General features: G+C 52.8%; 17 protein-coding genes. 14 read left to right on the top strand and 3 right to left on the bottom strand.

Features of this window, described 5'->3' with window-relative positions:
• Nucleotides 1-259: 259 nt before the first annotated feature.
• Both KDW_RS09245 and KDW_RS09240 read right to left on the bottom strand, forming a co-directional pair.
• Nucleotides 260-910, bottom strand: a complete 651-nt coding sequence (locus KDW_RS09245) for a hypothetical protein (RefSeq protein WP_151755691.1) — start codon at nt 908-910, stop codon at nt 260-262.
• 81 nt (nt 911-991) lie between these two features.
• The gene (locus KDW_RS09240; RefSeq protein WP_151755690.1) at nt 992-2977 is read right to left on the bottom strand and encodes an FAD-dependent oxidoreductase; all 1986 of its coding nucleotides are present in this window, start codon (nt 2975-2977) and stop codon (nt 992-994) included.
• Nucleotides 2978-3746: 769 nt separating this feature from the next.
• Between KDW_RS09240 and KDW_RS09235 the strand changes: the two genes are divergently transcribed.
• The 10 genes from KDW_RS09235 (at nt 3747) to KDW_RS09190 (ending at nt 18806) form a co-directional block, all read left to right on the top strand.
• Complete coding sequence (locus KDW_RS09235) at nt 3747-4517, top strand: sulfite exporter TauE/SafE family protein (RefSeq protein ID WP_151755689.1); 771 nt, start codon at nt 3747-3749, stop codon at nt 4515-4517.
• Nucleotides 4518-4663: 146 nt separating this feature from the next.
• A complete protein-coding gene (locus KDW_RS09230; protein WP_233097659.1) occupies nt 4664-6187 on the top strand; it encodes an MFS transporter in 1524 nt (507 codons plus the stop codon).
• Between the two features lie 277 nt (nt 6188-6464).
• A complete protein-coding gene (locus KDW_RS09225) occupies nt 6465-8006 on the top strand; it encodes a tetratricopeptide repeat protein (protein WP_151755687.1) in 1542 nt (513 codons plus the stop codon).
• A 335-nt stretch (nt 8007-8341) separates the two neighbouring features.
• Entirely contained in the window at nt 8342-8752 is a 411-nt protein-coding gene (locus tag KDW_RS09220) for a hypothetical protein (protein WP_151755686.1), read from the top strand.
• 157 nt (nt 8753-8909) lie between these two features.
• Nucleotides 8910-10025, top strand: coding sequence for a Gfo/Idh/MocA family protein (locus KDW_RS09215; protein WP_151755685.1), 1116 nt, complete (start codon nt 8910-8912; stop codon nt 10023-10025).
• Between the two features lie 190 nt (nt 10026-10215).
• The gene (locus KDW_RS09210) at nt 10216-11118 is read left to right on the top strand and encodes a CHAP domain-containing protein (RefSeq protein ID WP_162005079.1); all 903 of its coding nucleotides are present in this window, start codon (nt 10216-10218) and stop codon (nt 11116-11118) included.
• A gap of 342 nt (nt 11119-11460) precedes the next feature.
• Complete coding sequence (locus KDW_RS09205; protein ID WP_151755683.1) at nt 11461-12348, top strand: vWA domain-containing protein; 888 nt, start codon at nt 11461-11463, stop codon at nt 12346-12348.
• Between the two features lie 35 nt (nt 12349-12383).
• Nucleotides 12384-14648, top strand: coding sequence for a PP2C family serine/threonine-protein phosphatase (locus tag KDW_RS09200; RefSeq protein WP_151755682.1), 2265 nt, complete (start codon nt 12384-12386; stop codon nt 14646-14648).
• 3 nt (nt 14649-14651) lie between these two features.
• Nucleotides 14652-17309, top strand: a complete 2658-nt coding sequence (locus KDW_RS09195) for a hypothetical protein (protein ID WP_151755681.1) — start codon at nt 14652-14654, stop codon at nt 17307-17309.
• Between the two features lie 48 nt (nt 17310-17357).
• Nucleotides 17358-18806 carry a hypothetical protein gene (locus KDW_RS09190; protein WP_151755680.1) on the top strand — a complete coding sequence of 483 codons (1449 nt, stop codon included), beginning with the start codon at nt 17358-17360 and terminating at the stop codon, nt 18804-18806.
• A gap of 128 nt (nt 18807-18934) precedes the next feature.
• On the opposite strand, the gene KDW_RS09185 is transcribed toward KDW_RS09190, so the two are convergent.
• The gene (locus KDW_RS09185; protein WP_151755679.1) at nt 18935-19414 is read right to left on the bottom strand and encodes a transposase; all 480 of its coding nucleotides are present in this window, start codon (nt 19412-19414) and stop codon (nt 18935-18937) included.
• A 111-nt stretch (nt 19415-19525) separates the two neighbouring features.
• Here KDW_RS09185 and KDW_RS31610 point away from each other — a divergent pair, with 111 nt between their 5' ends.
• The 4 genes from KDW_RS31610 (at nt 19526) to KDW_RS09170 (ending at nt 22954) form a co-directional block, all read left to right on the top strand.
• Nucleotides 19526-19672 carry a hypothetical protein gene (locus KDW_RS31610; RefSeq protein ID WP_162005078.1) on the top strand — a complete coding sequence of 49 codons (147 nt, stop codon included), beginning with the start codon at nt 19526-19528 and terminating at the stop codon, nt 19670-19672.
• A gap of 131 nt (nt 19673-19803) precedes the next feature.
• Entirely contained in the window at nt 19804-20415 is a 612-nt protein-coding gene (locus tag KDW_RS09180; RefSeq protein ID WP_151755678.1) for a TetR/AcrR family transcriptional regulator, read from the top strand.
• A gap of 129 nt (nt 20416-20544) precedes the next feature.
• A complete protein-coding gene (locus tag KDW_RS09175) occupies nt 20545-22170 on the top strand; it encodes a DHA2 family efflux MFS transporter permease subunit (protein ID WP_151755677.1) in 1626 nt (541 codons plus the stop codon).
• Nucleotides 22171-22294: 124 nt separating this feature from the next.
• Nucleotides 22295-22954 (top strand): HlyD family secretion protein, encoded by a 660-nt coding sequence (locus KDW_RS09170; protein WP_151755676.1) that lies wholly within the window; start codon nt 22295-22297, stop codon nt 22952-22954.
• The last annotated feature ends 75 nt before the right edge of the window (nt 22955-23029 follow it).

Raw genomic sequence — 23029 nt, 5'->3', positions numbered from 1 at the left:
GCTTAACGCGAAGGTGATTAACAGAACCGCGTCACGTATCAGTAGATAGGACATCCACCAGATATCGGCTCCCAGTCGTAGTCCACAGCGGCGCAGCGTGCGGAGCACATAGGGGCGTCCCAGGTGCATCATCAGGGTCATTGTCCACAGCACGGGCAGGAAGGCGACGATGGTTGCCACCAGCCATTGGGCTCCGCCCTGTACCAGAGCGTTGGTAATCGCATTTGTGATATCTTCAGGTTTCATTGGAACTCTCCCTTTACTTCCTTGCTAATGCGTCCTGTGACTCTGCAACAATCTCCGCGCGTCCACCGGTTCTCAATGCGTATACGACCGCGGTCGCTCCCATGATAGCCAGTATAACAATAGTGATGTAGCCCAGGTTGACTGCCCAGGTAGGATTGCTGCTGGTCACCAGGAATTTGCTGATGTTGCCTATGGTTCCGCTGGTCACGGCGTTGGCCTGTACTCCGATCACATATGGTACGAAGTAGAAGAGTGCGCCCAGGCCGAGTAGATAGGTGGTGAAGCGGAAATCACGGATATAGTGATCGGGATCACCCATCAGTTTGATCAGTAAGACGCCGAAGAGACAGACCGCCGCCAGTCCACCTGTGAGTGGTAGCTGATCGGCCGTGACGACATCCGGAAAGAGAAACATAAAGCTCATGATTACGCCGGAAATTATCAGGATGTCCCGCAAGGCGATATAAATCAGCCAGAGCAAATCTGCTCCCAGGCGCAGGGTAAAACGGTCGATCATATCCAGGATATAGGGCCGTCCCAGGTGGAGGCCAAGGATGGCGAGCCAGATAATCGGCAGGGTTGCGGCCAGTGTTCCTTCTAGAAACTGCTCACCACCTGCGTTCACACCATTGATGATAGCGGTAGTTAATTGATCGGGAGTCATCGAAACTTCTCCTCCTTGAAAAAGGCATCGATAGAAAGATATCCCTTTTCCAAATGCTGTCCGGGCAAGTGCTCGAACAGCTTATGACTCGGCCAGCGCGCTGCTCGCCTTTTTCTCCACAACAGGATTAATGACATGAATGCTGGGACATAGGTAGGCGAGGTCGCAGCGTAGACAGCGACTGGCCTCCTGGCGGGCCTGGCCCTCGGTCAAGCCTTTCGCGAACTCAAGTGTACGATCATGCGCAGCCTGTTTGTTACGCAGAGGCATAACCACACGTGGAGTCGGGCGCAGATCCAGCGTTATCTGCCCATCTGCTGGTAGGGTCGATGCTGTCTGGAATTCGTCATCCGGCAACTCGGCCAGCGCCAGCGGTGAAAGCTTACGTAGATAAGCATGGATTGAGCGGGCGGCTTTGCGTCCGTGGGCGGCGGCATGAATAATATCGGTTGGACCCGACGTCACATCGCCGGCTGCGAATACACCGGGTGCGCCTGTGGCCAGCGTTGTGGGATTGATCAGTAAGCCACCCCAGGTGGTTACGCCTATGCTGGTTCCATCCGGCAGGAATGAAGGATCGGGTGCTTCACCAATGGCTACCAGGACGGTATCCACCGCCAGATCAAACTCGGTTCCCAGTACAGGTTCGGGTTGCCGTCGTCCCTGTGCGTCCGGTTCTGCGAGTTGCATGCGCTGACAACGTATGGCGTTTAGTTTTCCGGCTTCACCCAGCAACTGGACTGGCGCGACCAGTTCCTGTAGGTCGATGCCTTCCTCATGGGCGGCGCGTACCTCTTCGATTTGCGCGGGCATCTCAAGTCGGGTACGTCGATAGAGGATCGTGACATGGTCCGCGCCAGCGCGTAGAGCTGAGCGGGCCGCATCCAGGGCCGTACTACCACCGCCAATGACCGCCACGGTTCCGCTGAGTTTAGTGCCGGGATTCAGGTTGTAGTTCTTCAGGAATGTGGTGGCAGGAATTACGCCGGTCAGCATCTGTTCACCTGGAATATTCAGGCGCTGACTGCGCTGGGCACCCACAGCTAGCAAGACGGAGTCAAATTCTTGCTGCAACTGTAAGAGGGAGATGTCGCGTCCAATGGCCATGTTGAAGTGCATCTGCACTCCTAGCTGACGCATGGCATCGATATCACGGTTCAATTCGGCGCGTGGCAAACGATATTCCGGGATCCCGATGGCCATCATGCCGCCAGCCACAGGCATAGCATCAAAGATGGTGACCTTATAGCCCCGGCGGGCCAGATAGTAGGCGGCACTTAAGCCGGTAGGGCCCGCGCCAACGATCGCTACGGTCTCCGTGTAGTGGTGTGCTGGTGGTGGAATGACGCGCTTATAGCTGGATGCGCTGCGATCACTGGCGAAGCGCTTCAGGTCGCGAATCGCGATGGGCAGATCAAACTCGCCGCGCCGACAGGCATCTTCACAGGGAGCTGTACAGACGCGACCGCAGATCGCCGGGAACGGATTTGGCTCTGAGGCCACGCGCAGCGCTTCCTCATAGTGTCCTTCGGCGATCAGGCTGACGTAGAGACCAGCGTTGGTACCAACGGGACAGGCCGCCTGACAGGGGGCGCGCAGATCTTCTTTGCGCTCGCCCAGCCAGCTGCGCCAGCTCTGCCAGGTATTCTGGCGTTCGGCCACATGCCAGGCGTGACCCTCACCCCAGGGTGTATCGCCAGGCTCCTCAGGCGAGGCGTGCGTATAGGCATCCAGTGGTTGCCAGCCTTGCTCAGGTGGTAGATACGTTAATGGGCCTCGCTGAGCGTACGAAACCTCCTGAATGCTACTTTCAATCTTAATCGCATTGGTTGGACATTCCTGGACACAGACCTGGCAACCCACACACGTTGATACCTGTACCGGTGCCAGCATCATCCAGGCTCGTGTGGCTGATTCACCAGGAATCGGACTCAGCAACTCGTCCACCTGTGCCGGCTCTCCAGCCCCCGAAGGTCGCGTCATATCCAGACAGCGTACCGGACACAGGTCCATACAAATACCGCAGTTAATACATGTTTGCTGATTGACATGAAAACGATAAGCCATGCCCACCTCCTCGTTGCGTCATCGCGTTACATCCTCAATGGATGGTTTGGCGGTGGCAAGAAGTGTATATCAATATATGATCACATGTATGGAGCTTAAACTTCTCATATCTCAAAGAGATCACAAAAAAAGTGCTTCGTAGTTACAGCTACATCACAAAAAACAACAGTAACCATGGTGGCTACCGTTGTTTCATGCCGGGTGTGTTGCTGGCACCCTGTTTGTATATATATTGTTACCCGGGCTCTAGCGCTCTGTCAAAGTTGATGAGAAAGGCAGGGGTGCAGGGGATGCAATCCCCTGACTGGGGGATCGGGGGCTGTGCCCCCGGCATCTCCCCCCATCCCGCCCGCGTAGCGGGCGCACAACTCATCAAACGAAGTTTGACAATGTACTAGCGGCCAGTCAATGTTGAAATGTTGTCCGGAATAATAATGGCGATAGAGACTAAGGCGCAAAGAATAAAAATCATGATCAATAAAAGCGTATATTTTATTTTAGGTGGCAAGAACAGCATCCTTCCTGAGGCTAGATAACCACATAGCTTGATTTTCGCGTATACATATCTCTCATTTGATACTATCCTCTAAAATATGAAAATACAATATTGGATTACTTTTTTCTTATGCTATCTTATCTTATGTTTCTTATGTTGTCCTCTCGACCTACGACAGGCTGCATATGGTTGGGCAGCTATCCAGCCTGAATGTTATACTTGACAATGGTATATATGTAAACATTGTCTTTTAGATGAGCTAAAGGTGCCTCTATGACTTTTCCAAATATCTTACTTTTGTTGCTGGTATCTGTAGTGGGTGGGACGCTGAACTCGGTTGCTGGTGGCGGTAGCTTCTTTACGTTTCCGGCTTTGATTTTTGCGGGCGTGCCTCCGATTCCGGCGAATGCGACCAGTACGGTTGCGCTCTGGCCGGGTTCGATTGCGGGTGCGGGTGCGTATCGTCGTGAGTTGACGGCGATTGATCGGCGCTTGATGATTGCGCTGGTGATTACCAGTGCGGTGGGCGGTATTCTGGGTGCTATTTTGTTGCTGATTACGCCGCCGTCGATCTTTAAAATGCTGCTCCCATATCTACTATTGGTCGCTACGCTACTCTTTACGTTCAGTGGTCCGGTCACGAAGCGCTTGCGTGTGGGGAAGGTGGGGAAGTCGGCTCTTTCCACAAAGCATTTAGTTGGTGTTTCAATTGCCCAGTTTGTGATCGCCGTTTATGGCGGTTATTTTGGCGGCGGCATTGGCATTCTGATGCTGGCGACACTGGCCTTGATGGGACTGGAAAACATTCATGTGATGAATGGTTTGAAGACGGTACTGGCAAGCTGTATTAATGGTGTGGCGGTGATCACGTTTGTGGTGGTGCGGGCAGTCTATTGGCCACAGGCAATTTTGATGATCATCGGAGCGATTATTGGTGGCTATGCCGGTGCTTACTATGCCCGCGAACTGGATCCCCGCTGGATCCGTACATTTGTGATTGTGGTTGGTTTCGCGATGACTCTGTTCTTCTTTATCAAGGGTTAACTATGTACCGATTTGTACTGGCTGTCACGTGTCATGGCTAAGGGCGTTGGTTCTGGCAGGTTAACGGTTTCATCTGCTAGCTTTGCGTAGAGCTTTCCAGTTTATTCGAACTTGTCTTTTCTATGGAAAAAAACGGATTATCATTTATGAAGCAACAGAGAAAAAATACTGATGATGCATTGATGGATCAACATCCATCGCGCGCTGGTGCGGAGGGATCTGAGGATACATCGACTCCGGTTGTACAGCAGCAGTCAAATAAGTGGACGACGCTGCTGGTAATTGCGATCGGCGTTTTTATGGCGACGCTGGACTCCTCGATTGTTAATATTAGTTTGCCGGCGATTGCCAGGAGTTTTGGGGTGCCGTTAAGTGGGGCGATCGAGTGGGTGATTATTGCTTATCTGGTGGTGACGGCGGCTATTCTACTGACTGCTGGTCGACTGGCGGATATGGTTGGTCGTAAGATTGTCTGGCTGACTGGATTGGTGATTTTTACGGTCAGTTCGGTGTTATGTGGTCTGGCACCCGGACTGGCGTTTTTAATTGCGGCCCGTGCCTTACAGGGATTAGGTGGAGCGCTGCTGCTGGCGGTGAGTCCAGCGATGTTGACTTCGGCTTTTCCAGATAATGAGCGTGGGCGGGCGCTGGGTCTGAATGCGATCAATGTCTCGCTGGGTGTCAGCGTCGGACCGATTCTGGGTGGCTTTATTACGGGCTATTTTTCCTGGCGCTGGATCTTTTTTGTCAATGTGCCCTTTGGCATTCTGGGTGTAATTGCGACTTTGATCTTTATTAAGGAAAAGGTGACGCGTAGTCCGGGTCGCTTTGATCCTCTTGGCGCGGGCCTGCTGGCGATTGGACTGGCTTGTCTGACGGCTGGACTCTCCTTTGGCACTGAACTGGGCTGGAGCTCGCCAATAATTTTAGGCTTGCTGATCGTGGGCGTCATCGCGCTGATCATTCTGCCGTTTGTGGAGTTGCGGGTGCCAAATCCGGCTATTGTGCTCTCTCTGCTTAAGGATCGCGTCTTTACTTCGGCCCTGGTCAGTCTGATCATCAGTTTTCTGGCTCTGTTCGCGGTAAGCTTTATGCTGCCTTTCTATCTGGAAGAACTACGGGGCTTTTCCAGCGAGCTATCAGGCGTGCTGCTGACTCCTTTGCCGCTGGCGCTGGCCTTTATTGCGCCGTTTAGTGGGATGCTGGCGGACCGCTTTGGGACGCGCTGGCTGGCCGCTGGTGGCCTGACGATTGGTTGTCTGGGCTTAATTGCGATTAGTTTCTTGAATGCACAGAGCTCAATCTGGGATATTGTGTGGCGTATGTTAATGGTGGGTGTGGGACAGGCGCTGTTCCAATCGCCGAATAATAGCGCTTTGCTGGGTGCGGCCCCACGTGAGCATCAGGGTAGTGCCTCGGGCTTCCTGGCGACTGCTCGTACGATGGGACAATGCTTGAGTATCGCGCTGGCGGGCGCGATCTTTACTGGCATGGGTGGCGCTACGGCTGGTCTCATACTGTCTTCCGGCAAGGCTGGTGCACAAACTCAGCAGTTACAGCAAACCTTTGTTAATGGCTTCCACCAGACCTTTCTGGTCTGCGCTGTTATCGCGGGTATTGGTGTGCTGGCTTCGCTTGTACGGGGCAAGGAGACGCGTACGCGCGGTTAAGTCTCGTCTGGCTCTAAACTGATCCTTTTTTACTACTCGACCTGCTATCCTTCGCTTATCGCGTATTGGATGGCAGGTTCTTTATTATTTCCTTGTTTGAAAGCTATTCTGCTTCTAGCTGGCAGTATTTGATAATGTGATTATTCTGCATTGATAAACTAAGGCATATTACTCTCTAATCCAATGATAGAAATACATCCGCTATTCGTCATTATTAGTAATACGTATATCACCCAGGGGATACATAGACACTAGAGAGTTAAAGGAGACGGATGCGATGACCACCGATGACGTTTCGGACTATAATAAACGTGGGGCCGACTATGCAATATCTGGTGATTATCAACGTGCGCTGGCGGAATTTAACGAGGCTATTCTCTTGCAACCGCAGGAGGCTTCTTCTTACTATAATCGTGCTCTGGTATATCGCAATCTTCATGAGTATCAACGTGCGCTGGCTGATTTTTCGCGTGTGCTGGACACGCAGCCGACCTATGGACAGGCTTATTATCAGCGCGGCATCACCTATTATTTACTGCAGGATCATCGACACGCGATCTATGATTTCAGTACTGCCCTGGCACTCAATCCGCTGGATATTCAATCCTTGATTGGCCGTGGATTGGTCTATATTGTGATGGAGGAGTATGAACCGGCCGTCCTTAATCTGGATCGTGCGATCTCAGTGGATGCGCGTGCGGCTGGCCGTCTGGGCGCGTATGGGAATCGTGGTCAGGCCTACGCGGCCCAGAAGCGCTTTGATGAGGCGGTGGCGGATTTCTATCAGGCGCTGCGTTTCAAGCCTGATGATGTAGTGTTGCTGAATCGCCTGGGGGCAGCATATACTGATAGCGGGCGTCCCGAGCAGGCATTGGAGCATTATCAACGGGCACTTGAAAGCCAGCCGCAGATGGCTTATACCTATAATAACCGTGGCGAGGCGTATCGTTTGCTGGAACTTTATACCGAGGCGATTGCTGATTTTGATCATGCTCTGATCCTGGATCCTACATTATCAATAGTATATTACAATCGCGGTCTGGCTTATGATAGCCTGCTGGTCACCCAACAGGCGCTGGCTGATTATACGCGTGCTCTTTCCCTCAATCCTACATTCACATCTGTCTATCATGATCGCGCGGACGCCTATCTGCGCTTGAAACGTTATCAAGATGCCGTGGATGATTATAGCCAGGTCCTTGCCTATGAACCTGATGACGCGCTGGCCCGCTTCAGTCGCGGGACCACCTATCTTTATCTGGAGCGGCCGCTGGACGCGATCGAGGACTTTAACCGGGCGATTGAAGTCCGTCCCGATTTTGCCTGTGCATATACGAATCGTGGAGAAGCCTATCTCTACTTGCGCGATATTCGTCAGGCGGGCAAGGATTGTCGCCGTAGCTGGCATCTGGACTCATCGCATGCCAATCATGGCTGGCTGGCGCAATGGATTGAGTTATGTTTGCTACAACCAGATGTTGGCATGCCTGTGCGTCTGGAACATATCGCAGCGGCTGAACCAGCCTCATATGCGGCCTATTTATGCCGTGCCGTCGCCTATTTCCTGAATCAGCAGCACACGCTGGCACTGCAAGAACTGGAATATGCCCTGATCCTGGATCCTGATCGCTGGGATGCCTACTTCTGGAAAGGCATGATCGCCGCCAACCTGGGACAGGACGAAGAAGCCCTGCACGCCCTTGAACGCTCCGTAGAGCTGAAAATCCCATCCATCTTATTGTCCCCTTTACACTGGCTACAGCAAGAGCACGCCGACTTTTACGCCCGTCACGCCGTCCCTTTTTTACACCGAGCCTGAGTCCCTTCCGCAGCCATGAAGGCTAATACGTTTCACTTAAGGATTGAATGGCTGAAATGATAGCATGACGGTGAAGGAACACCTTCTCAAAGGGTCGAACCTACCTGTTCGCTTTTCTTGATCCTTTGAAGTCACTGGGCCTCTGATCGGCTTAGATGCTTTCGTCAATCTCGTCCAGAAAAAGGCTTACGTGAAACGTATTAGCCATGAAGGCTACCGCTACGGTTTGTATTATTGATATCGCATATATGGCTATAAGGGTGTACAATAAATCAAGCTATCTTCTTTTTTTCTTGTTCGCTAGATAAAAAACATTGCTATATAAAGGAGTAATTATGGCTCGGGATCAAAAAGCAAAAAATAAAGCACGCCAGACTACGGCAAAGGCACCTGAAGCTGGTGTACAACCAGCTCCTCAGACGGTTGAGGAGACACCACGGGCTACGAGTGTAGCGGTTGCAGCTCCACAGGAGCGTCCTGTGGTAGCGGCTGTGCCACAGAATTGGCCGAGCTGGCCTACATCCAAGCCCGGACCAACCTCAATGCCGGCTCCTGCGGGCATGCGTCCATTTAATCGCGTTCGCCGTGAGCAGGTAACTGAAATTGGCTATAATCAGGAGACGGGCGAACCCAGCGATTCCAGTCCTATGCGCCCTATGCCTGATCCTGATCTGAAGGATGCTGTGAGCTTCGATCAGAAGCCGACCGGACAGGATACTTTAGGTAAGCGTAAGAAACGTTTATAGTTTCTGGTGCTCGGGCCGCTGTCATCAGCGTGAGGAGTTGGTTTTTCTATGGGCTGAAAAACTCACTCGTGTATTGGTGAGAGCGGCTTTGTTGTACCTTCTTGCTCACACAATTGGATGGTGGGCCGAATAATATAAATAAAGGAGTTTTTATATTATGCAGTCAGAGCAGAATACTATATTGCGCTATGCGCTGGTTGGGGCCGGAGCGGGTGTGTTCAATATGCATCGGAGCGCCCTGGGATTGGCGGATATGGCGGTGGTGGCGGTGGCGGATATTAATCCTGAACTGGGTCAGCGGCGGGCGAATGAACTGCATTGCCCTTTTTATGTTGATCATCAGCAATTGCTGGCCGAGATCCGGCCCGATGTGGTGGTGGTGATGACACCCCATCCTTACCATGCGCGCATCGCTATCGATTGTTTAGAGGCGGGCAGCCATGTACTGGTAGAGAAGCCAATGGCGGTCCAGGTGGCGGAGGCCGATGCGATGTTGAAGGCTGCCGAGCACGCTCAGCGTCTCCTGGGTGTGATCTTTCAGCAGCGTTTTCGCCCCGAGATTCGAGCGGCGCGGCAGTTACTTCAGTCCGGTCAGATTGGTCGTATTCAGCATGTCACCATGTCCGCCGTCTGGACGCGTACGGCGCGCTACTATCAGTCCGCCGGCTGGCGTGGAACCTGGAAAGGCGAAGGTGGTGGTGTCCTGATGAATCAGGCTCCTCATCAACTGGACCTCCTCTGCCATCTGGTCGGCCAGCCATCCCGCGTGTTTGCCTGGACACGGCGCTTCCTGCACACCATCGAGACCGAGGATACTGTCGAGGCCGCCCTGGAATGGCCAGATGGTGCGCTGGGCTCGCTGCATATCAGTACCGCTGAAGCCGATCAATCCGAGTACTTGAAGATCGTCGGCACCCACGGACAGCTCGAACTCCAATCAGGTCGACTCAGTGCCCGTGGTCTCGAAACTGATATTGCTGATTTTGTGCTCACCTGTCCTAAAGCTATGGCCAGCCCTGCCAGCCAGGAACTGCCCATCGTCCTGGACCAGAGTCCGATCGGTGACCATGCCGCCGTTTATCAAGCCTTCAACACCGCTATTCGCACCAATACCCCCTTCACCTCCGGAGGAGCCCAGGGCATCATAGCCCTCGAACTGGCCAACGCCTGCATTTACTCCAGCTACACCAACAGTCCCGTCGAATTACCGCTCGACCGCCAGAAATATGCCACCCTCCTCACCGAACTTATCGACCGCCAAAACCCTCTGTAGGACGTATGACGGAAGGACCCTGCCGGTACGAATAATAAATGCCAATATGTTATTCGTACCGGCAGTGTATATTGCAACTATACGTCCGTGATTATCAATGTAGGTGTTAAGCAATTCACATTGCCACGCTTGCGGCGGTAGACGGGGCGTTTGCGGGGGTCTGCAAGTTGTATATTCGAAAGAGGATACATTGCAAACACAACCACGATGCTGGAAAATCTTCCAGCGGTATAGCGTAGTGAGTTTTGTAGTGAGTACTTGTTTTATCGTCGTCTTTGGACTTGGCTTAACTGGAGTAACGTCGCGAGCGAAGGTGGAGGTTGCGCACGCGCGGACAATTGTCGCTTGCTTACAAGCTGACCGCACACACATTGTTATTGGGAGGGAGATACTGGCGAGTATCGCTGCATATTATGGTTTTAGCGAACAGCGTATCGCAGCCTATAATCGCCTGAAAAATCCCCATTCGCTATACGCCAACCAACGTATTTGTATTCCGAGCTCACCGTCAGATGGTATGAGTAGCGTTATGCATCCGTTCAAGGGGCATCATCATAGATTGGCAGCCCCATTGGTACAGATGAAACATGCGAAGCATAAGAGTGTAGAGAGACGTGATAAACCAATGGCACCGGATTTTCAGGCCGTCCCATATGGTCCGTCGTCCCTGCCTCTTAATGGAAGTTTGCAGAGAGGCCGCAGGGGTATTGGAGCCCTGGCTGTTCCATTCGCGATGGGAGTCAGGATCTCCAGTGCATACCCGTATGGCCAATGTACATGGTGGGCTGCGATGCGCTACTTGCAAATGCACAATGTTGTTGTGCCGTGGACAATGAACGCAAATGCTGGACAATGGGTCGATCGTGCCTCACAGTATGGGTGGCATGTATCCAGCATTCCTACGGAAGGCTCGATACTAGTCTTAGGCGGGGGCGTGCAAGGCGCGAACCGTGCAGGACATGTGGCTGTAGTTGAACAGATTCTCAATAACGGTACGGTGCTCGCCAGTTCAATGAACTGGGGAGGTCCTCCTGGAGTGGCCATAACAACGCCATTCCATGTAGGGACAGGCGTCACGTTTGTAAGTCGGTAATTAATTGCTTGTGACCCGCTTGATCTTACCTTCTTTAAGCTTCTTACAAATATTTAAAGAAGACTAACAGACGGGCTAGTGATAACGTTTAAAGACCCCATGCATAATATGACGGCCAGATATCAGTGCTGATATCTGGCCCCCGCATTTTCCCCCCTCTTAATGAATGGGTCGCTGCCTCTACTTGACATTTGGGTGACCGTCAGGTAAATTGATGACTGTAAAGTCATGAATTGATTATACCAGTCATGAAAATAAGAGGTATACTACAGATACTCTCATTCTGGTGTTGGTCTTAAAAAATTCTAGTGGTGTATTTTTGAGAGGGATTTTATTAACGCTATGAATACATATACACAGGTCTGGGCTGGTTCACGTCCGGGTTGTTTGATTTTTTTGTTGGATCAGTCGGGTTCGATGGCGGATGCGTTCGGGGCGGCTCAGGCTGGAGCAGGGCGGCGTAAATGTGATATGGTGGCGACGGTCCTGAATGGGTTTCTAAATGAATTGATTGTGGCGAATACGGTGGCTCAACGGGATGGGACGACTGAGGTGCGCCCACGGGCTGAGGTGGCGGTGCTGGGCTATGAGGGGATCTCGGTGGAGCCTGTGCTGCAGGGCAATCTGGCTGGCCGCACGTTTGTGAGTCTGGCCGAGTTGCAGATGAATCCACTGGATATTGAGCGCCGTAAACGTACAGAGATTGATGATATCGGTCAGGAGATCGAGATCACGGTCCCGTTCCCTGTCTGGGTGAAGGCGAAGGCTGGCGGTGGTACTCCGATGTGTATGGCGCTGGAGCAGGCACGAGATCTGGCAAAAGCATGGGCTGCCAGTCATCCAGATAGCTATCCGCCCGTTATTATTAATGTGACTGATGGTGTTGCCAGCGATGGCGATCCTCTGGCACTGGCACAAGAGCTTGGTGAGATCTCGACAAATGATGGCCGGGCCCTGTTTTTCAATGTCCATATTACCGATTATAATCTGGCCCCCATCGCTTATCCTGCCACGAATGCGGCGCTACCGGATGATCCTTATGCGCAGTTGCTCTTCGAGGTGTCGAGCGAGATTCCTGAGAATAGTCGCCAGCAGTTGCAGTCTCTGTTAGGACGAGAAGTACAGCCGGGTGCGCGTGGCTTGATCTTTAATGGTGATGCCGCGTCGGTGCGTCAGATGTTTGTCTTTGCCAGTGTCCCGGCCACGCAACAATTGAATGCCAGTCAATAAATACTACTAAAATACGAGTAGGAAACTGAATTTGTATGTATGCACAAGTAACCAGGTTACAATGCTGGAAATCAGAGCACAATGATCAGTCCTGCGAGGATGCGTTTGCGCTTAGCCTTTCCCAAGGTCTGCTGACGGTCGCTGATGGGGTTGGTACCACGCTATTCTCCAACATCTGGGCCAGGCACCTCGTCGATCATTTCTTAGCGACCCCTTTGCTTAGCGATGATCCTTTCGAGGTCGAATGGTGGTTGCGCGCGGCACAGGAGCATTTTCAGAAATTGCTGCCAGGTATGGAGGGGTTGCCCTGGAATGCTTTACAGAAAATGCAGAATGAGGGAAGCTTTTCCACGCTGGCAGCCTTGCGTATTTTTTCAGCCCATCCACTGGATGGAGAGGCTATCCAGGCCAAGTTGCTGGCCTTTGGGGATAGCTGTATCTTTGTGCAGCCGGCGGCTACGGCGGAAGTTTTTTCTTTTCCGATTGTGAATGCGGCGGATTTCGATCGACCGCCGATCAGTCTGCCGTCGAAGCCGGGTGTTTTTAATCGCCATTTCCAGAAGGGGATGGCGTTAGATTTATTGTTGCGGCCCGGCGATCGTATTTTGCTGGCGACCGATGCCGTGGCGCGTTGGATCGTTGGCGCCTCTGAGCGGCCTGGCGAGAATCCACGTTCCGCTTTTCAGGCGGTGGCGGAACAGACAATGGCGAGCTGGCCGGACTTTATCGCGTCCTGCCGCGCTTCCTCTTCGATGGTGGATGATGATTGTACCGCGCTGCTCGTCAAGCTGCATGCGGATACCGAGCAGATCGGTGAGCCATTAGGATTGACCAGTCTCCACCATGCCCAGATGCGCGCCCGGCGTAAGACGGCCTTTCTCCAGGCTGTCCAGGAGCAAAATAAAGAGCTGGCCGCGATTTATTATGGCGATGGCCAGGATCTTGCGCATGATGGTGTGGTCTTTCCTGATGATCAATGGCGGCAGGCGCGTGACGTTGCCGATGCGTTACGGGAAGTGCTGGCAGTCATGCGGCGCGAGATTAATAGTCCGCTGGCAGTCCAGAAGATTACGCCGGTCTGGCGGAAATATGCACCATTCTTGCTGGGGGAAAATTGTGCCGCGTCTGTCTGTAAAACTTTGCAGCGACTGGGTATAGCTCTGGAGGAACCCGCCACTTCGACCGCCACCAGCTTTTCCAGGAATCAGCCGATGGTGGTGGTGGTGAAGAGTCAGCAACAGGTGCAGTTGGAAGATGCCTTACTCCAGGCTTTATGGGTCAATGATGATGCCGCGATTGTGCAGATTTATGATGCCCTGCAACCCCTGCCCTATGCCTCCGAGTTTATTGCCGCCAACCGTGCTGAGGAGCGCATCCAGCAGGCTGTCCAGCTTGAATATAGCCGCCGTGGCTTGCGCTATGCGATCGCCAGTAAGAACATCGAACAGATTTCCATGACCTCGGATCTATTGGGGCGCGATCTCAGCTTTTTATCCATGCATGAGCAGCAGCTAGTCATGCTGGCCCATCAATGGATGGATGCCTGGCGCTTGCAGGATAGTAATGCGTTGTTGCGTGCGTTTGAAGCGATTGCCCGGTCGCCGTATAGCGAGTTGTTGTTATTTAGCGAGCGCGAGAAAGCGTACCTGCAACAATTGTTCCGGCAGAGGCAGGCCGCGCAACAACCACAGCAATTAAGCGCACCATCGGGTCCACTCTCATCGCCATCACTCTCGATGGCACCGGTCACCTCTCTTTCCCAGCCTTCCATGGCGATGGCGCCGGTTGCAGCTCAGTCCAGGTCCGCTATGCCAGCGTCCAGCGGTGTACCGGCGATCAGCGAATACTGGTTTAGAAAAGTCTGTGTGATCAAGCGCGCTTATCTGTTGCACTGGGTGTACCAGAAAGTGAGCGATAGCGAACTAGAGCAGATTACCCTGGATGATCTGGTCAATGCTCCGCTGGTACATAATGGGATTCTCCAGGCCAACCGGAGCGGTAGCTCGGTGCCACTGCTGCCCGAAGTATTGCTGCCAGATATTTTTCAGGCCTTCAAGAGTAATCCGATGATCAACTATGGGAACCTGGTGCAGGAACAAGGTCTGAGCGATGGACAGATCAAAGAGATCCTGCTGATATTTCTGAATCGTCAACTTTTTGAGGATTATTTGCTCTGGGAACAATCCCTCGGACTGGAGGATTGGTTGCAGATTACGCATGGCTGTGGTCCTGAGGAGTTTCGTTACCGTATAGAGCAGGCTTGTCCGTGGGTGATAAGTTTACGCTGGTGGAAGGGATAATGTATGCCTGATCGTCTTGCCTATGATGAGGCGATGCTATTTGCTGCAACCCGCCTGAAGATAGCGGATCCTGATTTGAAGCAAGGAAAAGTTGCGACTGTAACGACCACGACTGCACTGGGAAGCGTGGAGCGACCCTGGGGAATTGAGGGTGGCTTCGCGGTGGTCTATAAATTTATTACGCGGAGTGGTAAGGCGCGCGCGCTGCGCTGCTTCCGTGTACCTATCAATCAGGATATGCGCTATCGCTATGAGCGGATCGGGCCTTTCTTTGCGGCCAATGTGCCGGATATCACGGTTGAGGCGCAGTATTATGCCGATAGCATTGTGGTCAAAGAGCAAGGCATTCAGCCGCCACGCGCCTATCCTGTCATTGATATGCAATGGGTCGATGGCCTGACACTGCTGGAGGCGGTCGATGCCTATTGCCAGCGCCACGATACGGTGGCCTTACAGCGCCTGTCTGAACGCTGGCTACAACTTCTGATCCGTATGTGGGAATGTGGCATGGCCCATGGCGATCTGGCCGGGGTCAATGTGATGCTGGGCTCGGCCGGACAACTGTTGCTGGTGGATTATGATGGGGTCTATATTCCTGAATTCGGTCCCACCGGGGCCAATCTCGGCCGCGTGTTGCTTGGCCAGCCGGACTATCAGCATCCCATGATGAAGGAGCGTGGCTTCAACGCTCGCATGGACGACTTTTCGGCCCTGGTCATCTATACCGCCTTGCTGGCCCTCACGCTCCAACCGACCCTGTGGGAAACCTATGGCAAGCGTGATGCCAGCGGCCGGCTCCTGGATACCAATCTCTTATTTACGCGCCTGGACTTTAAAGATCCGGCTCAATCTGGTTTATTCAGTACCCTGGCTCGGTTGGACGATCCTCACCTGAGCGCGGCGCTATCTGCCTTGCGCCATGCCTGCCAGCAACCCATTGATCAGGTCCATTTTCCTATGCAATTTATGGAGCATGCTGCTGGCCAGGTGGCGGTCAGTGGTCGGCCCCTGCCTGTATCCTTGCCAGTTGGTTCTGCTGCTGCGCCAGGCTACAGATCGGTGGCGGCTTCTTCAGTGCTCCGGACTTCAAGTATCGCCAGCCGTCCTGTTTCCTGGTCGGTCACCGGTCGCTCTATTCGTGCTTCTGAACGCGGCCAGACCGCGCAGGCTATCGCGTTTGAGCAGGTCTGCCAGACCGAGGATGACGAGGCGATTGCGGCGGCCTATGAAGAGTTGAGTAACTTTGGCCATGTGGATGCGCAGGTATTGCCAGAGGCTCTGGTACAGCGTGGTCGTCTGGCGCAGCAGCGGCGTAGTGCACTGGCGCGTTTTCGTATGGCGCTGGCCAGTAAACGGCCGTTACAGATCGCTGGTGCCTATGATGCTCCGCTCTTAAACGAGTGCCAGAATGTCACCGAACAGGAACATGCTCTGCTGGCGCTGGCGCGTGCGTTTGCGCAGGCCTATAACCAGAGTTCAGCGGACTATGAATTGATCGCCGCCTATGAGAATATTGCGCACTCGCCATATGCGCGTGCCTTTACGTTCTCGGAGCAGGAACAGACGCGGCTCCATCATTTACAGCAACAGACCATCTTTCGGACGATCCTGGCCGAGGGGAATCCATGGAACCTGCTGGTGGTCTATGATCCTGTCCTTGAGGAGGCTGGTCTCCTGAGTATGGAGGAGCAGCAGGCACTGAACCTGGCGCGTACATTGACACAGGCGTTGGAGCAGGATGAGGATGATGTACTGGCTGAGGCCTATCAACACTGGCAGCAGCATTCTGATCTGTTTATGTTGCCTGCGGCTGAACGCCGGCGGCTGGAACTGGCCCATAAACGTCTGACTGCCCGCCAGCGTTTCCAGCAGGCCCTGACCACACGGCCACCAGATGCCCAGCAATTGCTCGCCGCCTATGATCCTCGCTTGTTGGGACCCGATCTACAGCTTACCACGGAGCAACGTACCCTGCTCAGGGAGGCACAGGCCTATCTACGCATGCAGCAGACCGTCTTTGAGGGCATCGACCGTGATCAAGATGTCAGAATACGCCACGCCTATCAAAGGACCTTAGAGCAGCGTTTCCGTGGCTTTTCAGCTGAGGACCACAGACGCATCGAAGGGGCGTTCGCGGCCAGAGATATTGAGCAAGCCCTGGCGGATAAAGATTATGGTCAGGCCCTGCTTAAAGCGCGGACGCTGCTGGAAATAACAGGTCCATATATTAGTAAGTTGAATCAATTTAAATTGCAGAAAGCGGCCATGCGCTTTATCCGTGAGCAGGATCTACTCAATTTAGAACTGGAAATCAGGCAGCAGCATGGCCTGTTGCGTTTATATGTCTCCTGGGATTGGCCGGCCCATTCACTGGTAGAGCAGGCCGTTATTGTCTGGAGCCCTGAGCACTGGCCTGCGCGCTTACCCAACCATCGTCCACGCGAAGCCCTCAAGTCTGCGTGCTGGATCAAACGGGCCGCTGGACAATCCAGGGGACAGTGTGATATCACTCTGGATCAGCTATCTGACCTGTCCGGACGTATATATATTCAGGGCTATAGTGCTTTACAGGATCCCTGGGATCAGCAGGGGCGCTGGTTTTTTGCCGATGGCAACGAACCTACTTCCCAGCGTGCCGTCGTCCTATCTGCTTTTTCGTGATATTCAATAGACAAAACCACAGGGCTGTAGAGCCTACCGAGGATAACCATGATCGATACCCGGCGTATAACCGCACTTTTGACTACCTTGATCCGTCGTCTGGAGACGTTTGATACCAGTAGTGCCGAGCGCCTCAATTTGCTGGTCGCGGCCATTGAAGATGAAGACACGGCCGATATCAGTGCCTGGGCAGATGCTGACCTCTATCAACTGCTCCCCCCCACCCAGATCCTGGATCAGTATCACGCCCATCTTGTCCGTAATACGCCGGGTAGCCGATCAGAGCAACGCTGGAGCGGGCCGCTACAAATCATCCTGGTTCTCTTGCCAGTAATTATTACCATACTCAGCCTGGCGCGAGCGCTGATGCTCTATCCACATTTTCTGCTGGCCCACACCCGCAGTGGTGCCAGTTCCCTGCTCTATGGCTGGCAACAGGGCTTTGACGGCCAACTGCCCATCTGGCTCAGCCCCAGTAATATCCTGCTCTATGACCTGTTTCTCGTACTCGTCTGTACTGGCTTCTTCTTCTGGCGCATACGCTGGTCCAACCGTGCCAGCCAGCGTGCGCAGCAGATCATCACACAGCAGCAACAGGCATTACGCGCCGATCTGGTCGAAGTATTGGCCCTGACCACACTCTATCTGGCCCACTACAAAAATAAGCTCCTGGTCGCCGATAACCTCACGCTGATCGCCCGCCGTATCGATGAGATGTCACGCCGTCTGGAAGATAGATTTGAGCAGTCCGTGGATAAGTTTGATGGCATGGCACAGAACGTCACCCAGCGCTTTGATGGCATGACCCAGAATATGTCCGGCAAATTTACCGGCATGACCCAGAACGTCACCGAGAGCTTTGATGGCATGACCCAGAATGTTACCGAGAACTTCTCCGGCATGGCCCAGAATCTCAGCGACAAATTTGACGGCATGACCCAGAACGTCGCCAGGAATCTGGCCAGCATGAATCGCGGAGCCGAAAAGAACCTGGAGGGCATGATCCAGCAGGTCTCAGAGAGCTTTGCTGGCATGACTCGCGAGGTCGCCCACGAGTTTGAAGGCACCACCAGAGATGTCACCACCAGATATGATGGCATGTCGCAACAGATCATGAAGCGTATCAGCCAGATCACCGATCGTATGCAGGAACAGGTACTGGATGGCAATAAGTATTTGAAAGAGCTTGGCAACCTGACCACCGGCGTCGTCCAGACCGCTGAACAGGTCCGTGAAGCCGCCCGTACCCTCAAAGAAACCAATAGCGAACTGGCCTTGCACACCGGCAACCTCGTAACCCCCGTCGTCGAACTGGCCCAGCAACAAGAACATCTCATCGCCTCCACTGACCGCTCCATCCAACTACTCGAAGATGCCACCCAGACCATGGCCGACCTCAGCAAAAAACAGGACCGCTGGGGCACCGACCTCCGCAACATCCTCGACACTCTCGACCTCACCATCGAACGCGCCACCGAACTGTACCGGCAGCCGTAGCGGCAGCCTTCACGGCTGCGCCCGTTCCGCGCATGAGTAAGTCCCGGCCCGTAACGGCAGCCTTCAAGGCTGCCCCCGTTCCACGTATGACTAAGCCCCAAAGCGGCCCCAAAGCGGCCCCAACTCATCTAACTTTTTGGTTTATCGAGAGCCGCCTTGATCGGGTTATTTAAGATATAAGCCGTTTGAGCGGCAAAATCACTATCGTCACGCACGACATGCTCATAGAAACGGCGCTGCCAGATACTCATCGGTAGATTAATACCTGTTTCTTGAATATGGGTTCGCCAGACCTTAAAGACGATGGATTTATAGGCACCAATCACTTGACTGACGCTAAAGGTGCCTTTGGCTTCCTCATGGATTATAAGCATGCAATGAACATGGTCGGGCATCACCATAAAGGTTGCTGGCTCGACACCCGGAAAACGCTGGGCCAGGTTGGTCCATTCTGTTTCGAGGATGTGACGTAAATGAGGATGGCAAAGGATATAGCAGTGATATTTGGCACGCATGGTGATGGCATAGGCTGCGTCGGATGTATAGTCATATCCTTTGAGGCGTATCGGCTTTTGATATTTATGAGATGAAAGTGTTTCGTGCTCCATAATAATGTTTCCTTTCGTTATTGAGGTTGTTTTTTGGGGTCCCGTTATAGATATGCCAGGCTTTTATGCAATTGCGGAAAATTGAGAATACGAGAAGCAGATCGCAGCGACATGCGTTTGTTGCTGCGATTACTCGACTACGGGGAGGCAGACGGCTTACGTATACGTCGAGAAGGGGCAGCGACAAGCGCTTCCGATACGGGCCGGGACTTACTCGTACGCGGAACGGGCGCAGCCGTGAAGGCTGCCGCTACTTGACATTGTTGTGACTTTCTGGTAAATTGATGACTGTGGAGTCATAAAGAAATTTGCCCGGTCAAAATTTGATGTTGATGGTCAGAAATCAACTGGGGTGACCAGAAAGCGGCTCCGCAGAGGAATTGGTCAAAATGATATACCAGTCGCTTAAAGAAAAGCAGCGGCAGGAGCGTGAGGGTCTGATCCTGCAGGCAACACAGGATTTGTTGCTGGAGCGCGGCTACTATGATACGTCGATGGGCGAGATTGCCGCGCGTGTCGGGGTCGCTAAGGGGACTCTCTATCAGCATTTTGAGAGCAAAGAAGCTTTGATGATCGCCCTCTTTAAGCGCGAGTTCCATGATCTGCAGGTGGCTATTGAGCAGATAATACTGATGCCGGTGGATGCGCAGGTGAAGTTGACTGCGGCTATCGATGCGTTGTGCCAGCAGATCGCGGAGAAGCATCCTTTGTTTTTCATTTTGCGCCATACCGCCGATCTGGAGACAGAGTTGCATGTTGAGGTGAAAGATTCTTTTGCCGCTGTACGTGACAATATTGCTACGATTCTGGATCAAGGCAAGGATGAGGGCGCGTTTAATCCGGCTTTACCAACTGAGGTGATGCTGGAAGCTTTGTTTGGGATCATTGTCTCCCGCCTGTTTAAAACTCTCCATCACGGTATCAAGTTTGAATATGAGGATCTGGTGGGTAGTTTGAAGTGTATTTACTTTCATGGGATTACAGCCGCTCCTGCCTCTTAAGGCAGTCTGGCTGTTCCCACTTATTATAAAAGAATGACCTGTCAACAGCACATGTTGTTGTACAGTATCTGTTTCTTCTATAACTGTGTTTAAATCTATTGAAATGTGCGTTGTAAGGAGTGACACATTATGCAAGTTTCTGCAACATCTCCGCAGGAAAAGTCGGGGGGACTTGCGTATAAGTGGATAGTTGCGATAGTTGTAATCTTTGGCTTATTTATGACCATCCTGGATGGCACAATTGTGAATACGGCCATCCCGCGATTACAGAACGCGTTCGGTGCTGATCTGACCAGTGTGCAGTGGGTGTTAACGGCTTATACGTTAGCTCAGGGTGTTGCTACCCCCTTGACTGCCTATCTGGCGAGCCGCATTGGCAATAAGCGTTTATACCTTGTCGCATTAATTGGCTTTACGCTCGGCTCGGCGTTGTGCGGACTCTCCTGGAGTCTCTCAACCCTTATTCTCTTTCGTGTGATCCAGGCGGTGTTTGGATCGTTCCTTTCTCCGTTGGCGATCACCTTGCTCTATATGGAGTTTCCTCCTGAGGAGCGCGGTACGGCGATGGGTTTCCTGGGTATTCCGATCCTGCTGGCTCCGGCCTTTGGTCCGACGCTGGGTGGTTATCTGGTCACCTATGCTGACTGGCAGTTGATTTTCTATATTAATCTTCCAATTGGTATTCTGGGCACGCTTCTGGGCTTCTTCTTTCTCCGTGAGAGTCAGGCGCACCGTGTGAACTTTGACTTGATGGGATTTGTCTTTGCCAGTATCGGTCTGGCATCTATGCTCTATGGTCTCTCGGATGCGAATACCGATGGCTGGGGGTCTGCGACGGTGCTTGGCTGTATCGTTGGTGGGCTGTTCTGTCTGGTTGTGTTTGTGTTTCTGGAATTGTCACGGGCCAGAGCGGGTAAGGCTGTTCTGCTGGACCTGCGCGTCTTCGGGAATGGCGTTTTCTCTACCAGTATTATCGCCAGTACGCTGGTGACGTTTGCGCTCTATGGTGGACTCTTCCTGGTACCGGTCTACTTGCAGTCGTTGCGTGGTGAGAGTGCCTATCAATCCGGACTTGTCTTGCTGCCGCAGGCGTTTGCTTCGATGCTGGCGGTGCTGATTGGTGGTCGCCTGGTCGACAAAATCGGTGTACGGGCGGTGGTTATTCCTGGTCTGTTGATCATGGGTTTCGCCATGTGGCTGCTGACCTCGATCAATCTGACCGAACCGATTGGGACCTTCCAGATGGCGTTGATTATTCGCGGTTTCGGCATGGGTCTGTGTATGCAGCCGCTCTCTGTCTCGATGCTGTCACAGATCAAGCCTAAGATGCTCTCGCAGGCTTCGGCGGTCAATACCACGTTCCGCTTTGTGATGAGCTCGCTGGCCGTATCTGTGATCTCAACCTATGTGACATCCCAGAATAAATTACACTTTGCGCATATGGCTGAACGCATCACGCCCGACTCGCCCACCGGCAAATTCATCACACAGATGCAGGCGATCCTGATCTCAAAAGGTTCATCGGCCAGTGCTGCCTATGCGACCGCCATGCGCTATATCGCGGGCCGGCTGCAACTGCAATCCTATGTGATGGCCATGCAGGACGCCTTCTGGCTCACCTTGATCCTGGTTGGTGTGGCGGTTATTGCCTCCTGCTTTGTCAGTGGTAAGAAGAAGAAGAAGCAGGTAGTTGAAGAGCGACCGCTGACCGCTGAAGAGCAACTGGCACGCGAAGAGGCGATGATGGCTGTCTAGCCTCCATCTCATCCGCTTGAATTTTTCGAGGAATATGGATCATTTATTCCCTCTGACTTATACAAAACAACAATAGTTGTGAGCTGAAATTTTACTTTCTGTCTTTAGAAGGAGATCACGCACAATGCGTCGCATGATTTTTGTACCGATTCTGATTATGGTTGCCATTCTGGCCATTGCTGGTGGTGTTGGTTACTGGCTCTTAAATAATTATCAATTCTATAATACCGATGATGCTCAGGTGAATGGACATATCTTGAATGTCAGTAGTCCCCAGGCCGGCCAATTAAAGACCATGACCGCCAAACTGGGTGATAAAGTTACCGCGGGTGAAGTACTTGGCACGATCACGGTTGCTCCAACAGTGGCGGGTGTGAAACCTGCTACAATCGATATCACCAGCCCGATCGATGGTACGGTTGTTCAGGCCAACGCTATCGAGGGACAGTCGGTAACTCCTGGCGCTTCCCTGGCTCAGGTCGCTGATATGGCTCACCTCAACGTGATGGCCTATATTGATGAGAGCGCGATCAACGATGTGAAAGTCAATCAGGACGTGGATGTGACCATCGACGCGTTTAGCGGCACTGCTTACAAAGGCCATGTTCAGAACATCGTCTCAGCGACCGCCGGTTCTTTCTCGTTGCTACCATCCTCCGACAACGCCAGCGGCAACTTCACCAAAGTGGCGCAGCGCATCCCGGTCGTGATTAGCCTGGATAGCAACGGAAGCAATAACATCGTCCCTGGCATGAGTGCTGAAGTCAAAATCCACCTGCACTAGTATCAGTTTCCAGTTGATGGATAATCCTCACTTCATATCAGGATTATCCATCAGTTCTATGTGTGATAAAGGAGA

Origin of the sequence: Dictyobacter vulcani, from assembly GCF_008974265.1 — a bacterium.
Lineage (GTDB): Bacteria > Chloroflexota > Ktedonobacteria > Ktedonobacterales > Ktedonobacteraceae > Dictyobacter > Dictyobacter vulcani.
This window is presented reverse-complemented; position numbering and strand designations above follow the sequence as displayed.

Coding starts and splice junctions, on each gene's coding strand:
- KDW_RS09245 (WP_151755691.1), bottom strand. CDS start 910: ATGACTCCCGATCAATTAACTACCGCTATCATCAATGGTGTGAACGCA.
- KDW_RS09240 (WP_151755690.1), bottom strand. CDS start 2,977: ATGGCTTATCGTTTTCATGTCAATCAGCAAACATGTATTAACTGCGGT.
- KDW_RS09235 (WP_151755689.1), top strand. CDS start 3,747: ATGACTTTTCCAAATATCTTACTTTTGTTGCTGGTATCTGTAGTGGGT.
- KDW_RS09230 (WP_233097659.1), top strand. CDS start 4,664: ATGAAGCAACAGAGAAAAAATACTGATGATGCATTGATGGATCAACAT.
- KDW_RS09225 (WP_151755687.1), top strand. CDS start 6,465: ATGACCACCGATGACGTTTCGGACTATAATAAACGTGGGGCCGACTAT.
- KDW_RS09220 (WP_151755686.1), top strand. CDS start 8,342: ATGGCTCGGGATCAAAAAGCAAAAAATAAAGCACGCCAGACTACGGCA.
- KDW_RS09215 (WP_151755685.1), top strand. CDS start 8,910: ATGCAGTCAGAGCAGAATACTATATTGCGCTATGCGCTGGTTGGGGCC.
- KDW_RS09205 (WP_151755683.1), top strand. CDS start 11,461: ATGAATACATATACACAGGTCTGGGCTGGTTCACGTCCGGGTTGTTTG.
- KDW_RS09200 (WP_151755682.1), top strand. CDS start 12,384: ATGTATGCACAAGTAACCAGGTTACAATGCTGGAAATCAGAGCACAAT.
- KDW_RS09195 (WP_151755681.1), top strand. CDS start 14,652: ATGCCTGATCGTCTTGCCTATGATGAGGCGATGCTATTTGCTGCAACC.
- KDW_RS09190 (WP_151755680.1), top strand. CDS start 17,358: ATGATCGATACCCGGCGTATAACCGCACTTTTGACTACCTTGATCCGT.
- KDW_RS09185 (WP_151755679.1), bottom strand. CDS start 19,414: ATGGAGCACGAAACACTTTCATCTCATAAATATCAAAAGCCGATACGC.
- KDW_RS31610 (WP_162005078.1), top strand. CDS start 19,526: ATGCGTTTGTTGCTGCGATTACTCGACTACGGGGAGGCAGACGGCTTA.
- KDW_RS09180 (WP_151755678.1), top strand. CDS start 19,804: ATGATATACCAGTCGCTTAAAGAAAAGCAGCGGCAGGAGCGTGAGGGT.
- KDW_RS09175 (WP_151755677.1), top strand. CDS start 20,545: ATGCAAGTTTCTGCAACATCTCCGCAGGAAAAGTCGGGGGGACTTGCG.
- KDW_RS09170 (WP_151755676.1), top strand. CDS start 22,295: ATGCGTCGCATGATTTTTGTACCGATTCTGATTATGGTTGCCATTCTG.